This window comes from Paenibacillus illinoisensis NBRC 15959 (assembly GCF_004000925.1).
GTDB lineage: Bacteria > Bacillota > Bacilli > Paenibacillales > Paenibacillaceae > Paenibacillus > Paenibacillus illinoisensis.
Genome location: NZ_BIME01000003.1, coordinates 560,585 through 575,344, shown reverse-complemented (window position 1 = coordinate 575,344; position 14,760 = coordinate 560,585). Strand labels below are relative to the sequence as shown.

General features: G+C 49.2%; 15 protein-coding genes. 14 read left to right on the top strand and 1 reads right to left on the bottom strand.

What is annotated here, in order from left to right:
- The first annotated feature begins 258 nt into the window (after positions 1-258).
- The 6 genes from PIL01S_RS11140 to PIL01S_RS11115 all read left to right on the top strand — a co-directional run bounded on the left by PIL01S_RS11140 (position 259) and on the right by PIL01S_RS11115 (position 7,704).
- Positions 259-1,791, top strand: coding sequence for a peptidoglycan DD-metalloendopeptidase family protein (locus PIL01S_RS11140; RefSeq protein ID WP_127537594.1), 1,533 nt, complete (start codon positions 259-261; stop codon positions 1,789-1,791).
- Positions 1,792-2,039: 248 nt separating this feature from the next.
- Positions 2,040-2,762, top strand: coding sequence for a response regulator YycF (yycF, locus tag PIL01S_RS11135; protein ID WP_095290587.1), 723 nt, complete (start codon positions 2,040-2,042; stop codon positions 2,760-2,762).
- On the top strand, positions 2,762-4,612 hold the full coding sequence (walK, locus tag PIL01S_RS11130; RefSeq protein WP_127537593.1) for a cell wall metabolism sensor histidine kinase WalK: 1,851 nt from the start codon (positions 2,762-2,764) through the stop codon (positions 4,610-4,612). Before yycF ends, walK begins: the two co-directional genes overlap by 1 nt.
- Positions 4,596-5,876: a YycH family regulatory protein gene (locus PIL01S_RS11125; RefSeq protein ID WP_127537592.1), complete on the top strand. Its 1,281-nt coding sequence runs from the start codon at positions 4,596-4,598 to the stop codon at positions 5,874-5,876. The genes walK and PIL01S_RS11125 overlap by 17 nt, the downstream gene beginning before the upstream one ends.
- A 271-nt stretch (positions 5,877-6,147) precedes the next feature.
- On the top strand, positions 6,148-6,891 hold the full coding sequence (gene yycI, locus PIL01S_RS11120; protein ID WP_127537591.1) for a two-component system regulatory protein YycI: 744 nt from the start codon (positions 6,148-6,150) through the stop codon (positions 6,889-6,891).
- Between the two features lie 6 nt (positions 6,892-6,897).
- Positions 6,898-7,704 carry an MBL fold metallo-hydrolase gene (locus PIL01S_RS11115; protein ID WP_127537590.1) on the top strand — a complete coding sequence of 269 codons (807 nt, stop codon included), beginning with the start codon at positions 6,898-6,900 and terminating at the stop codon, positions 7,702-7,704.
- Here the strand turns inward: PIL01S_RS11115 and PIL01S_RS11110 are convergent.
- A complete protein-coding gene (locus PIL01S_RS11110) occupies positions 7,673-7,885 on the bottom strand; it encodes a hypothetical protein (protein WP_127537589.1) in 213 nt (70 codons plus the stop codon). The genes PIL01S_RS11115 and PIL01S_RS11110 overlap by 32 nt on opposite strands.
- Positions 7,886-8,554: 669 nt before the next feature.
- On the opposite strand from PIL01S_RS11110, the gene PIL01S_RS11105 reads away from it, so the two are divergent.
- The 8 genes from PIL01S_RS11105 (at position 8,555) to PIL01S_RS11075 (ending at position 14,636) form a co-directional block, all read left to right on the top strand.
- The gene (locus tag PIL01S_RS11105) at positions 8,555-9,826 is read left to right on the top strand and encodes a S1C family serine protease (RefSeq protein ID WP_127537588.1); all 1,272 of its coding nucleotides are present in this window, start codon (positions 8,555-8,557) and stop codon (positions 9,824-9,826) included.
- Between the two features lie 277 nt (positions 9,827-10,103).
- Complete coding sequence (locus PIL01S_RS29835) at positions 10,104-10,625, top strand: hypothetical protein (protein ID WP_246058170.1); 522 nt, start codon at positions 10,104-10,106, stop codon at positions 10,623-10,625.
- A gap of 281 nt (positions 10,626-10,906) precedes the next feature.
- Positions 10,907-11,074 carry a CxxH/CxxC protein gene (locus PIL01S_RS11095; protein WP_068964251.1) on the top strand — a complete coding sequence of 56 codons (168 nt, stop codon included), beginning with the start codon at positions 10,907-10,909 and terminating at the stop codon, positions 11,072-11,074.
- 36 nt (positions 11,075-11,110) lie between these two features.
- Positions 11,111-11,272, top strand: coding sequence for a hypothetical protein (locus tag PIL01S_RS29480; protein ID WP_164764219.1), 162 nt, complete (start codon positions 11,111-11,113; stop codon positions 11,270-11,272).
- Between the two features lie 289 nt (positions 11,273-11,561).
- The gene (gene rlmH, locus PIL01S_RS11090) at positions 11,562-12,041 is read left to right on the top strand and encodes a 23S rRNA (pseudouridine(1915)-N(3))-methyltransferase RlmH (protein WP_095362209.1); all 480 of its coding nucleotides are present in this window, start codon (positions 11,562-11,564) and stop codon (positions 12,039-12,041) included.
- Positions 12,042-12,097: 56 nt separating this feature from the next.
- Positions 12,098-12,667 (top strand): TetR/AcrR family transcriptional regulator, encoded by a 570-nt coding sequence (locus PIL01S_RS11085; RefSeq protein WP_127537659.1) that lies wholly within the window; start codon positions 12,098-12,100, stop codon positions 12,665-12,667.
- Positions 12,668-12,819: 152 nt separating this feature from the next.
- Positions 12,820-13,941 (top strand): ABC transporter permease, encoded by a 1,122-nt coding sequence (locus tag PIL01S_RS11080; protein ID WP_127537587.1) that lies wholly within the window; start codon positions 12,820-12,822, stop codon positions 13,939-13,941.
- On the top strand, positions 13,941-14,636 hold the full coding sequence (locus PIL01S_RS11075) for an ABC transporter ATP-binding protein (RefSeq protein WP_127537586.1): 696 nt from the start codon (positions 13,941-13,943) through the stop codon (positions 14,634-14,636). The genes PIL01S_RS11080 and PIL01S_RS11075 overlap by 1 nt, the downstream gene beginning before the upstream one ends.
- The last annotated feature ends 124 nt before the right edge of the window (positions 14,637-14,760 follow it).

Below are 14,760 nucleotides of genomic sequence, written 5' to 3'. Positions count from 1 at the left end.
CCTGCCATGTTATGGATAATACAGGAAAACCAAGCGGGGCGCGGCTTTGGGCTGTGACGCATAGAGTTGAAATGAGTGTAAAACCTGTGTTAAAGTATACGGGTGTGATTAAAGGTTAAAATTTTGACACTTTTATGAGCGCAGCTAAAGTCCTGATTTGCGGACACCCAGAACCAAATATCGACAGACTTGAGACAGACACGGATGGGTGTGTCTTGACAGAAATGCGAACTGAGAAGTGCTGAAAAGGAGAGAATCATGAAAGGTTTCAGAGGCATACGCCAACCGGGCAAAAACCGGGTACACGAACAATCCGGAGAACACCGGACGGCCGAAGACAAAAACAACATGAGCATGTCCAACTTCAGTGTAAATAAAAAGCGCGTTCTGGCCTCGCGTAAATGGATCATTACAGCAGCATGCGGAGTGTTCATCGCTGCATCGGTTGGATTCGCAGGCAAGCAATACGTTGCTGCGAACACCGTTCCATATTACAAGGTCATGGTAAAAGGGAATGAGATTGGCAGCATCACGGATGAAGCGCAATTACAGAAACTTTTTGCAGACAAAACCGAGGAATACCAAAATAAATATCCTGACGCGGAAATGGTGCTGAACACAGATGGCATCACGACCGAAACGGTAAAAGCGTACAAACCTGAAGTGAACAGCGAAGAAACGCTGGACAAGCTGGATGATATGCTGACAGCATATGCCAAAGGCGTGGAACTCAAAGTGGATGGCGAAGTAATCGGCATTGTGAAGGATCAGGCAACAGCTGATGCCATTCTGGAACAAGTGCAGAGCAAATACATATCGGCATCGGCTGTGCGCAGTTCGCTCAAGACGAAGTCGGTATCGGCTAACTCGTCAAGCAAAGCGGAAGGGCCAAGTACAACGCTGAAGTCCGTGGACATCAAGGAAGATGTGGCGACAGAGTCAGTGAAGGCAGATCCGAACAAAATATGGGATGTGTCCGAGGCGGTTAAAGCGTTAACCGTTGGTAAAGACGCGCCTGTAACCTACGTGGTGCGTGAAGGAGATACGATCTCTTCCATCGCGGCCAAATATGAGATTACGCAAAGCGAGATTCGGAAGAATAATCCAGGCATCAAGGAAACGTCACTGCAGATCGGGGACGAGCTTACGCTGACGGTGCCTAAACCGGCAGTTACGGTGAAGTCGGTTGAGCAGGTCGTGGAGCAAATTGAGATCAAACCACAGGTTGAAGTACGCAAAAGTGCTGAGCTAAAAGCCGGCACAACCAAAGTGGTACGTCCTGGACAAAGCGGATTAAAAAGCATGCAGTACCGTGTAACCAAGGAAAATGGAGAGGTCATCAAGGAAGAATGGCTGGGCCAGGAAGTCATCAAGGCAGCTGTTACTGAAGTGGTGCTGAGTGGAACGAAAGTGGTTGGTGAGGGTACAGGTGAATTCGCTTGGCCTGTATCAAACGCAACAATGAGCAGCAGCTTCGGACAACGCTGGGGTCGTCAGCATAAAGGTGTCGATCTGGTAGGTAACCGGGATGTGAAATCGGCCGATGAAGGCGTGGTTACTTTTGCAGGACAGAAGAGCGGGTATGGCAATGTCATTATCATTAACCATCGTAACGGATATGAAACACTGTATGGCCACCTGGACAGCATTGGCGTAAAGGTTGGACAAGTGATTGAAAAAGGTGAGAGCATCGGCGTTATGGGCAACACGGGTCGTTCGACCGGAACGCATTTGCATTTCGAGATTATCAAGAACGGAACGCCAGAAAATCCGATGACGTATCTTAACTAAGTGAAAGAAATCAGAAGCAAGGTTGGCTTAAATGCCGGCCTTGTTTTTTCATGCTGTAAAATATTTTCAATTTGTAGCATTTGGATCGTTGGATCAGGATGTGACTGTCCTTCAGGTATGTTAAACTATACAGTAAAGATACCTTTATAGATCAAACCTTAGAATTACATTTGTCATAGAAGATAAGAACCAAAAGAGATAAAGACCGCTAGAGCGGATCAAGCAGGATATAGGGGTGAATACAGCGGATGCAGGGGAAGATTTTGGTGGTGGACGATGAACAGCCCATTGCGGACATTCTGAAGTTTAATTTGGAAAAAGAGGGGTACGAGGTCATCTGCGCTTTTGATGGCATTCGTGCAGTTGAACTGGCGTTATCCGAGAAACCCGATCTGATGCTGCTGGACTTGATGCTTCCTGGCAAGGATGGCATGGATGTGTGCCGCGAGGTGCGCGCCCATCTGGAGCTGCCGATTATTATGCTGACGGCAAAGGACGGCGAAATTGATAAAGTGCTCGGCCTGGAGCTGGGTGCGGACGATTATGTAACGAAGCCTTTCAGTACGCGAGAGCTGCTCGCCCGGGTGAAGGCACAGATGCGCAGACGACAGAAGCCTGCTATGGCTGCCGAAGCTCCGGAGGACGACGAGAAGCAGGTCATGCGCCTGTTCGATCTTGCATTTGATATGGACATGTATACCGCCTATAAAAGCGGGGAACCGCTTGATCTGACGCACCGTGAATATGAGCTTCTCTATTATATGGCGAAGAACTCCGGCAAGGTCATGACACGGGAACATCTGCTTCAGGCAGTATGGGGATATGAATATTTTGGGGATGTACGTACCGTGGATGTTACGATCCGTCGTCTGCGCGAGAAGATTGAGGAGAATCCGAGCAAACCGGAAACGATTCTGACTCGCCGCGGGCTGGGTTATCTCGTGCGCAGTCCCAAAAGCGTGGGGATATAATGGGGCGTTTCTCGCGATTTTCGTTCTTCCGAACGATTCAGGCGAAACTGATTATAATCTATGTACTGCTGATTTTGATTGCGATGCAATTGATCGGCGTTTATTTCGTGAGTGCGATGAAGAACTCCCTGACGAGCAACTTTACCGAGGATCTGCAGGCACGGGCGGAGATGCTGTCCGTTCTTGTGGGCGAGACCATGGCTGGCGGAGAAGCAGAGGCTGGCGAGGACAAAACGGAAAACCTGCGCGTACTGGTAAACAATCTGTTCAACATTAACGGTGCCGAGATTCAGGTGCTGGATGCCAGTGGCAAAGTGTTGACCACTTCCTTGAGTTCACATTCCGATTACGTGGGTCGCAAAAATACCCAGACCGTTGTCAGCCGGGCACTGCAAGGCATCCGGGATAACGAGGAATATATCGTGGACGAAGATAATGTCCGTAAAAAGGTCGTGGCCAAGCCGGTCATGTCCGGCGGCAAGATCATCGGCGCGGTCTACATCGCCGCCTCCATGAACGAGCTGTACTCCACCATGGAGGGAATCAATAAGATTTTTATTTCCGGCATACTGATTGCCTTGGTACTGACCGCAGTGCTCGGCGTCATTCTGTCGCATACCATTACGCAGCCCATCAAGGAAGTTACCCGCAGGGCAACGGCGGTTGCCGAAGGGAACTTTGATCAGCAGACACCTGTATTCGGTACAGATGAGATTGGACAGCTCAGCCGGGCGTTCAATTACATGACCAGTCGCTTGCGGGATGCACTCTCTCAGAACGAAGAGGAGAAAGAGAAGCTAACGTCCATTTTGACGAACATGAGTGATGGTGTGGTCGCGACTGATGAGTATGGCAAAGTCATTCTGGTCAACCGCCGGGCCAGCAGCATCCTGGGCATGCGTCCTGCGGATATCGAAGGCAGGCATTTTGCCGTATTGCTCGGCATTGATCCGGAAGATGCAGAAGCACTTGCAAGTGGTTTTACAGGCTCGACGCTGCTGCAGATTGCACCTGCCGGGCAGGAAGACCCTGTGGTGATCCGCATGACATTTACACCGGTTCATCGGCGTGAGTTGGGCATTACCGGAACGATTGCCGTGCTTCAGGATGTTACCGAACAGGAAGAGCTGGAGGCGTCCCGGCGCGAGTTCGTTGCGAATGTATCACATGAGCTGCGTACACCACTGACGACGATCAAGAGTTATGCAGAGGCGCTCGATGATGGAGCACTTGAAGATCCGCAGCTGGCTGGACGTTTTGTAGGCGTTATTCAGAATGAGACGGAGCGGATGATACGGCTGGTGACGGATCTGCTGCACCTCTCCAGGCTCGACTCCAAGGAGGCACTGCTGCGCAAACAGCCGACGGATATTATGGACATGCTGGAGGAGGTAACGGATCGATTCTCATTCCAGATGCATCAGAAGGATATTCAGCCCGTTTTGTCGGTTGAGAATGGCATTCCTGAAGTACCTCTTGATCGGGACCAGATTGATCAGGTCCTGGATAATGTCGTATCCAATGCACTGAAGTATACGCTGGAGGGCGGTACGATTACAATCGCGGCCAGACGCAGTGATGAGCATACCCTTGCCATTTCCGTGTCAGATACGGGAATGGGTATTCCGCAGCGGGATCTGGATCGTATCTTTGAACGGTTCTATCGTGTGGACAAAGCTCGTTCCCGCAGCATGGGCGGTACAGGACTCGGACTATCCATTGCCCGGGAAATTGTTAGGGCGCATGATGGCACCATTTCTTTGGAGTCTGAAGTTGATGTCGGCACAACCGTTACGTTCACACTGCCTATGCGTGAAGAAGGGGGTGAGCACCTTGAAGGAACGGATTAAATCCCTGGTGCTCGCTTCTCTCGTTGCCGCCAGTCTGGTGCAGAGTTATTTTCTGATCTATCGTTTGCCCGGAGGCGGGGATTCCATTGTGACGTCTGAGACGAACTATGTGAAAACCGAGAATATGGGTCAGGAGCGAGACATTGAGGAACTGATCTTTCCCGATCAGATGATGATTCATCTGGGAGAGGACAAGCATACCGTGTTTTATCCAGGCAATACCTTCTACCAGCTGATCTATTCACGTCTGCAAGGACGGACATTTGATGATTTTCAGCGGCGCACGTTACAGTCTGTAAATTGGGATCAGATCCGCAAGGATAACCCCGGCATTGAGCTGTCCTTCAAGGAAGGCATTCCGGTTGCCCTGCTGCAGCGAGTGATGCGGCTGGGTACGGATTCGTTGTTTCAGGGGGAAACCATTAACCGGATAGCGATCTATACCGCGAAAAATGAAACCAAAGCCCATGCACTGTTCTTCAGTGCCAAAGGTGATGTTGTCTATGAAGCTGCTCAGGCGGACCTGACGGTCCAGGACGTACAGCAGCATGTCGACTTCGGTACCAACTGGACGCCATACACACTGACGGAAGGCGGATATTATATTCCGGCAGAGCCGCTGGATGCGGTGGAGGCCGATGTGCCGACCGGGCAGTTCACGGTGGAGCAGATGCAGCGTAGCCTGTTCTTCGATCCGAGTATGACCCGAAATATCCGGGAAAAGGATGGGTCGGAGATCTATACAGACAGCAAACGAAGTCTGCAAGTGAAGCAGGATCAGCGCTGGATCAGCTATACGGACCCGGCTGCACCGCCTGCAGGGCAGATTGATGCGGCCAAGGATGCGCTGTCCGCGGTGGATTTTGTGAACCAGCATGGCGGCTGGAAAGGCCGCTCACGCATGATGCTGGATACCGTGGATAACAAAACACAGCTGGAGTTCCAACAGTATTACGGTAGTTTTCCGATTATGGACTCGGTGCAGTTCCGCTTTGGCACCATCAGTATGGAGATGCAGCAGGAGACCGTGTCCAGCTATGAACGCTCGCTGGAATACCTGAACGAGGGTGCCGAGACGAAGAAGCCGGTGAAGCTATCAGGTGGAGTAAAGCTGAAGGCCCTTATCGAGAAGGTTGCTGGAGAGAACCGCCAAGTGGTAGATGTGTACCCAGCGTATCGTCCGTCCACGATTGAAGGTGGACTGAAGCTAATCCCTGTATGGGTGATCCGCTTCAGCAATGGAGAGGAAACCACTGTTTCTTGATAGGTTTTTGTAGGGTGCCGGAGTCTTTCGATCTGAGCGAGGTGTAAGGTCACACGATAACGGAGAGGGCAGAAATAACCTGAAGAAGCGGAGCGTTCGCTAAAAGCTTTCTGAAAGAAAGCTACTTCGGAAGCATACGCTACCACCGGATTTCCCCTTTTGAAGAGAATTCATGAAATCCGGGGGTAACAGCGATCGGAAGGTTGTTCTGACCGCGTAGTGGTCCAGTGTGAGATTAGTCGTCTTATATTAAATAACGGAGGTGAATGGTTTGGATTGGGGACGGGCGAAAAATGTATTGATCTATGCCTTCCTGCTGCTCAATCTGGTGCTGGGTTACCAAATCTGGATGGATGCACGGGAGACGGCCGGAGCCAATCTGGACTTCACCTCGCTGGCAGATAATACACAGCAGGCGATGGAAGAGAAGGGTATTCAGGTGCTGGCACCCATCCCGAACGAAACGCCGAAGCTGCCCAAGCTGTCCTATGAGTTTATAGAAGAGGACAAGACGGGGATTCGAATCGATCTGGACAAGCCGGTGGACAGCAAGCTGATCTTCTCGCAAAGAGAGCTGGCGGACGTGCTGGCGGATGAAATTCCGCAGATTGGCACGTATCGGCTGGATCAGCTGATGACGGAGGATGGGGCATTTGTCCTTCATCCGCTAGTCGATGGGAAATGGCCGCTCTTCAATGTCAGTCTGGAGCTGTTCTACAGCGATCAGAAAATTACGGGTTACCGTCAGACTCCGGTGCGGATTACAACCGCAGAGGAGAGCGATCAGCAGGTGCTTCCGGCGCCCAAGGCGCTGGGAACGCTGATCGAGAATTTTTTGCCGAACGATGCAATTGTTAAAGACATTCAGCTGGGCTATTACGGCCAGTTGTTCAATTCCGATATACAGGTAGCGATGCCGGCATGGCGGTTCGTGCTGGAAAGTGGCGAAGTGTTATACGTGCAGGGCATCAGTGGGGATGTATTCAGTCCCAAGACAGACAAACCAGGGGAGTAATGCGTTATGGGGATATATTTTACCGTGTTATCCAGCGGTTCGACAGGGAACGCCACAGTTATACAGCATGGGGGCACTTCCCTCATGATTGACGCGGGCCTTAGTGCGAAGCGTCTGGAAGCTTTGTTTCTGGAACGGGAGATTTCAGGAACGGAGCTGGACGGGATTCTGGTTACACATGAACATTCCGATCACATTAAAGGACTAGGCGCGATGTCTCGGAAATATAATTTACCAATCTATGCAAATACGAATACGTGGGCGGCACTGGAGAAGTCGGTTGGGGCCATTCCAGAGGAAAACCGGAGGGTGTTCGAGACGGGGGAGCAGCATGATTTTGGCTCCTTGCGTGTGGAATCCTTTGGCATTTCTCATGACGCAGCGGAGCCTGTGGGATACACGTTCGATGATGGCAGCGAGAAGCTCTCCGTCGCAACAGACCTTGGCTATATGAGCGACAAGGTTCGCGATGCAATCGCAGATTCCGATGTGCTTGTGCTGGAGGCGAATCATGATGTCGAATTGCTGCGCATGGGGCGTTATCCATGGAACACCAAGCGCCGCATTCTGAGCGACATTGGGCACTTGTCGAACGAAGCGGCAGGGGCAGCGCTCAGTGAACTGATGAACGGACGCATCAAGCGCACGTATCTGGCACATCTCAGCCGGGACCATAATATGATGGACTTGGCGAAAATGACGGTGCGTGAAGCGATGGAAAGCCGGGGCTGTTTTTATAAGGATCATGAGTTCAGACTCTGTGATACCTATTATGACCGTCCTACGCCATGGGATAGGGTGGGTGAGCCATAAAGCTGTCGAGCTCGGCAGCTTTGCGCTCCACTTCCTCGCGGGTTAGAATGCCTTTGTCGATCAGCAGCTCAATGATCGTGCTTAACGCTAGGGTATTACGATAATGTTCTTCCTTGAGATCGGCCAGCTTGGCCGCCATATGAACCTCATCCATGGCTGTGAAAGTACGCGTGCGTTCCATAAGTGAATCCTCCTTCTATGAACCTTCGAATTGGTCTTTTACTATTATTGTAGTCAGGCTGGATGGAAAACATTCCTCTTTTTGCCGCTATAATTTAAGCTGCGAGGCGTGTATGCTGAAGTCTGTGGCTTTCTGGGCCGAAAAAGTTCTTGGGAAATTGGAAAAAGTACGCTTAGCGAACCGGGTTTTGTGGTGATAGTTACTATGGACGTTTTATTGTAGGTCCGTTATTGATAAACCTGCTTTAGCAGAAATTTGCGTCAATCTTCGTAATTATGCAACTTTTTTGAATTTGGCGTGTTTAGTATATATGGAGCCTTGCAAGAGAGGCTTGTTTGCTCGGGAAGTTGGCATGTCGTAGAATGCTAGAACGTTGCTGGTAGATTCATAGACAGGATGGGAGTGTCCGTTCTGCTGTACATAGACGCTTCATTTCGGGATAGCGGGGATGCAGCGATATGCAAAACAACCTTGAAAAAATGCTAGAAAGCATGGAAAACCGTTGGGGTCTTCACGTAACGGAGACGACAGAATGAACTTGGAGAAGCGAATCGAAAGGTTCATCTGTCGGCAGAGTGGGCTATGTGAGAACACCATCGTTGGCCATGCCACAATGATCAGGCGGCAGTCAGGATCTGGATGCGTGACAACGAAGGGGAGAGGATCACGATGGGATTGTTCGGAGACGATTTTTATTCAACCAAAGTATCAAGACGCGCCGAGCCTGTACAGAAAGGCAAACTTCAGATTATCCGCCCCGGTGGACGGGATCGCTGGCAAAATCCGCGCCGATCGCGCTCGGGCATCAGCTCCACCGTGAAGGTGGCAGTCATTAGTTCGGTAATCAGTTCCATCGTGACCGTCACGCTGTTTAGCTTCATCATGCAGCCCGCATCTGTTCCTCTGGCCAACGCTACAGGCAATGGCGGGAACGGAGGTAACCTGCAGGCCGCGCAGGCGGCTGATCCATATGACCGGATTATCCAGGCAGCAGCCAAGGTGCGTCCTTCGGTCGTGAGCATCGTAAACCATAAGACGGGTAGCAGTCTATCCATGGAAGATTCGGCGCTTGGATCAGGTGTCATTTTCAAGAAGGAAGATGGCAAGGCCTATATCATGACCAATCATCATGTCGTTGAAGGGGCAAGTGATCTGGAGATCGTGACCGTCGAGGGCGAGACACACAAGGCGAAACTGGTCGGCAAGGACCGCGTAAGCGACATCGCAGTCATGTCTGTTGAGGATGACAAAGGCATTGGGCCAGTAGCGGAGATTGGCGATTCCAGCAAGCTTCAGCGTGGCCAGACAGTACTCGCTATCGGGAATCCGCTTGGCTTGGGTGGTACGCTGACTTCCGGTATTGTCAGTTATACGGATCGGATCCTGCCCGTGTCCATTAACCAGGATGGTGTATACGACTGGGAGCAGAACGTAATCCAGACGGATGCAGCCATCAACGAAGGCAACAGCGGTGGCGCACTCGTTGATCTGAACGGCAAAGTGGTCGGCATCAATACGATGAAAATCTCGGATACAGGCGTTGAGGGCCTGGGATTTGCGATTCCGATGAATGAAGTGATGAAAACTGTCGATTCACTGCTGCTGAGCGGCAAAGTGTCCCGTCCATACCTGGGCGTGTACACCGTTGATCTCAGCAATCCATATGCACCACTGGATGACGAGCAGCGCAAGGATCTGAAGCTGCCATCTCACGTCGATAGTGGTGTTGTGGTGCTCGAAGCATCTGGTCCGGCATCCGAAGCGGGTCTGAAGCTCAATGATGTCATTACGGAATTTGATGGGCAAAAAATTACCTCTACGCTGGATCTTCGGAAATATCTGTACGATAAGAAGAAGATTGGCGACACCATTGAAGTCACCTTTTATCGGGACGGAAATGCCGAGAAGGTTTCCGTGAAGCTGACCGATAAACCGGAGTAAAGGTAATCGGAAATGAATTTGGGCGAGAAGTCCCCTGCTCGTGAAAGAGGCAACACATCATTCATTTGGAATGGTGGAACCTTCTGACACGAATCGGGGACTTTTTTTGTTTTCTTTCCGAATAAGCGGATTGAACCAGAGCCAAAGTCTCAGTTACAGAAGGTGTAGGCTATGATAGACTATTTTAAAACGTGCCAAGGGTGCACGATTGTGCGAGTAACATGCATTTGTCGTGGTTGGGTTGAAAGATCAATTGGCAAGAAGAGGAGCTTATTAAATGAAACATTTGATGAAAAAATCGCTCGGAGGAGCGGCTTTACTACTATCACTATCCGTACTCTCTGCATGTGGATCTGAGGTATCTTCCTCTGGGTCTGCGGATAACAGCGGTTTGGAGGGACGAATTGCAAGTCTGGAGAAGCAGCTTGCTTCACAAGGTGAGAAGAGTATAAAGCAGGATGAGAAGATTGCTGCGCTGGAGAAGAAGCTGGAAGAGCTGAATAGTACGGTAACAGCAGTAAATGAAGTGGGTGGGAATGATTCTGCTGCTTCAGGTATTAACGGATCTGCCGGCAAGGGGGATGGCATACGGATTACCTTTGCTCAATATGAGAAGCTTGAGGTAGGCATGACGTATGATGAAGTGAAGGAGATCGTCGGCGGGGAAGGCGAAGCCCTGAGTGAAGCGGAGAATACGGTCGTCTACAGTTATAAGGGAGCTGGCGATACGGGAGCCAATGCGATTTTGGCGTTCCAGGGTGGCAAGCTGCTGACCAAGGCACAATCCGGATTGAATTAAGAACGTTGGACTGGAGATTGAATGCGTTGAAACATAGATAAGCGTTATTGTATGGAATCATTGGAGCGTTCTCTAGGGACACGGTATAGTGTCGAACAAGAACGCTTTTTTGGTTTGATTTTTGCCGGTTGGGGAAGATTATTGGGGGTTAAACACGATAAATGAGGGATAGGGGTTTCTTTTCCACCCCAGGTGTGATAGAACAGAGAAGTGGCTATCCTATATGGATAAGCGGTTGTGAATCGGGAGCATAGCTGGTTACAGAAAGGATGCTTGAACGGATGTACGTTGTATGCAAAGAACACGTGGACATTGCCATCGACATGTTTGTCGATGAGTATGAGGACGCTCCGGATATTGTTGATCTGAAGGAGACGGAATTTGCCGATTGGGACCCGCCTGCGAAGTGCGCCGAGTGCGAACAAAAGGCTGAGTTTCTCGTCGTCTAGCGTACTGTGTAGGCATCCGCAGCAGAGGCGTCCCTTATGGACGCACTCGCTCGCCTGCCATCCGGTATGAACATCAAAGGCAAGAAGCAGGGAGAGCGTGTCGGAACGCTCTTTTTGTGTTTGTGGGAGAATGAGGAGATGGCGGTATGTGCTGTCTGCTGTCTGTGGGTGAAGTCGGGTAGGAGAGTCATTCTTTGAAGCGTAATGTAAGGAACCTGAGACGTTTTAAATGGGTTGATTTGGGCCGATATGTGGGTTAACGAACCGTAGACACGCTATTTGCCAGAAATGAACTGTATAGAGCCATTACTTCCTCGTATTAAGGTGCGTGAGATTCTTTAGCCGCGCATTAATGTGTACTTGAGGCGTATAAGGTGCATAAGGTTCGCTAGAGGATACCGGTTTAGTAGGGGAGATCATAGGTGTGGGGAAGCACTGTTCATAAATAGATACATATGGGATTGGATCATGAGGAGGAAGTGGTTTTATGTTCATTCAGATTATTGGCGTAGGCAAATTGAAGGAAAAATATCTGACGCTCGGCATTCAGGAATATGCCAAGCGTCTTGCCCCGTACATCAAGTTTCAGATGATCGAGGTCGCAGACGAGAAAGCGCCCGACACCCTGAGCGAAGCTGAGGTGCGGGCGGTAAAAGAGCGCGAGGGTGAACGCATCCTCGCGCATGTGAAGAGCGAGGCGCATGTTGTTGCGCTCGCATTAGACGGCCAGCTCTGGAGTTCCGAGGAGCTGGCAGCAGAGATCGACAAGCTCGGCACGTATGGGACGAGCCATGTCGTGTTTGTCATCGGAGGAAGCCACGGGCTCTCCGATGAGGTACTGCGCCGCGCGAAGCAGCGACTGAGCTTCGGGCGCATGACCCTGCCGCACCAGTTAATGCGGCTGGTGCTGGTGGAGCAGATTTATCGCGCGGTGAAGATCAATCGGAATGAACCTTATCATAAATAGGGCGCAATTTTTGTTACAATGTAGACTAGGGTTAGCAATAAGGGACGGTGATTATCATGGGAAGAAAGCAGGCTTTTACAAAATCAGAGTTGCTTGACCAAACCAAGAAAGTGCTTCTTGAATATGGTTACGAGGGGTTCCAACTTAAATTGCTATCGAAGAACCTGGTTGGGGCAAGAAGCACGATCTATCAATATTTTTCGAATAAAGAAGAGATAGTTGCTGCATGTATGAAACGGTCAATGGAAAGTGTACTACAGAAGGCGTTGGCTATTGATGAAACGGATTGCATGATTGCCCTCCAGCTACTGCTGGATATATATCTGGAGGAAGCCAGCTTCCATCAATTGTTTGGATATGCTCATAAAATAAATAAAGCCAATTCTGTGGCTGCAGCCAATGATCTTGAATTTGTTGAGCAGGCACACGTGACTTTGAAAAATCAACTGGAGCAGTTGTTTATTCGTGCTCAGAAAGAGGGACACTTGAATCCGAGCATCCCGCTCCCTGCCATTATTGGTGTCTTTTTTACCCTTATTGATACACCCAATATGATGAATATTCCTATACCTCAATGGAGTAAGCTATTGTACCAAATATGGCTGGGCGGGGCAGGAAAGAGATAAGAAATTATATATTTGACACGCGCGTCATATAAAAACTATACTATATGTGACACGTGTGTCAAATAAATTCTATATTAAATTACGTGCCAAGGGATAGAGATATTTAATTTGACACGAGTGTCAATTAAATAGGTTGAGGAGATGAATGATATATGTTTTTGGCACTAAAGGAACTGAGGCACAGCAAAACAAGATTTTTGATGATTGCGATCATCTTTGTGCTAATTTCTTGGTTGGTGTTCATCCTATCAGGGTTGGGGAATGGGTTATCTACACTTGCGGCCTCGACATTTAAGACCATGAAGGCTGATTATGTAGTTTTCGAGCAAGGATCCAAGGCTTCAATGAGTAAGTCTTTATTATCTAATGATTTGTCAGCAGAATTAACGGAGATGCCGAATGTAAGTGCTGTTTCACCTATGGGAACGATGATGGCATCGGCTATCAAAGGGAATAGCACTTTAAATGAGGATAAGGTAGATATAGCGATTATCGGAATCGAGCCGGGGAGTTTCCTTGAACCGGCAATTGTGGAAGGTACGGGACTGACATCCGACCAAATGAACAAGGTCATTGTCAATGATACGATGAGAGATAAAGGATTTAAGCTAGGGGACACCTTCCAGCTAGATGGTTCAACGGAATCGTTGACGATTGTCGGCTTTGTCAAGAATCAGACGTACAATCATGTAACAGCTGTATTTGTTCCTATTGAAGAGTGGCGTAAGCTTGCATTTGCAGCACCAGGCTCCGATAAGGGAATCACAGAACCCGTCAATGCAATTATGCTTCAAGGTAAAGATATTGATCCGAATGTCATAAATGAACAGCTTCCGGGTACCGAGACAGTTACTCGTGGAGAAGCGGTGCAGGGAATGCCTGGATACAAAGAAGAGAATGGCACCATCATGATGATGCTTGCATTCCTGCTTGCAATCTCTGCATTCATCATTGGCGTATTCTTCTATGTATTCACAATGCAGAAGTCCAATCAGTTCGGGGTTATGAAAGCGATCGGGGCGAAGAATGGATTCCTAGGTAAAGCTGTCGTCTCACAGGTGTTTGTCTTGTCATTCTCAAGCATTATTGTGGGCATCTTATTGACATTTGGGACAGCGGCAATTATGCCTGAAGGCATGCCATTCATGCTGGATACGAAGCTGGTGTTCACCTATTCCGTTGTATTGCTGGTGATCTCATTGCTTAGTTCGTTAGTATCCGTCCGCACGATTTCAAAAATTGATCCGCTTAAGGCACTTGGGAGGGTTGAGTAATGACTAAAGGCTTACAAATAACAGCAGCTTCAAAATATTACAACGAAGGATTAAATCGTATTACGGCATTAGACCGAGTATCCATAAAGGTGGAGCCAGGTGAGTTCGTCGCAGTAGTAGGGCCGTCCGGATCTGGAAAAAGTACCTTTCTATCCATCGCGGGCGCGCTGCTTAAAGCCTCTGAGGGAGAGATTATACTAAAAGGGAAGGACATATCGAAGCTTTCAAGTAACGAGTTATCCGATATGCGGCTGCATGAAATTGGGTTTATTATGCAGGCTTCGAATTTGGTACCTTACCTGAATGTTCTGGATCAGCTGCTTGTCGTGAAGAGAATGTCGGGCAAGGTTCGTGCATCAGATAAAACTACGGCCATTAGGTTGCTTGAAGAGCTTGGTCTAGGAGACAAGCTGAAGGGCTACCCCGAGGAGCTGTCCGGGGGTGAGAAGCAGCGTACCGCTATTGCTCGGGCGTTAATTAACGATCCCGCTGTTATATTGGCAGATGAACCTACAGCAAGTTTGGATACCAAGCGTGCTCATGAAGTTGTCGCCTTGATTGCCCATGAAGTGAGAACTCGTGGCAAAGCGGCGATTATGGTGACACACGATGAGCGTCTGCTTACTTATTGCGACAAGATATACCGGATGGAAGATGGCAAGTTATCTCTAGCAGAGCTGGAGTCTATCCATTAAGGATTATGTGAAAAATCATTTTCATGCCACATACACTAGTTTAGGATTAATTTCTGTTCTTGTATTACTGCCACCATCCAGTCTAAGATGTGCCATAAAGTTCTTTATCGTAAGCTGTTTAATA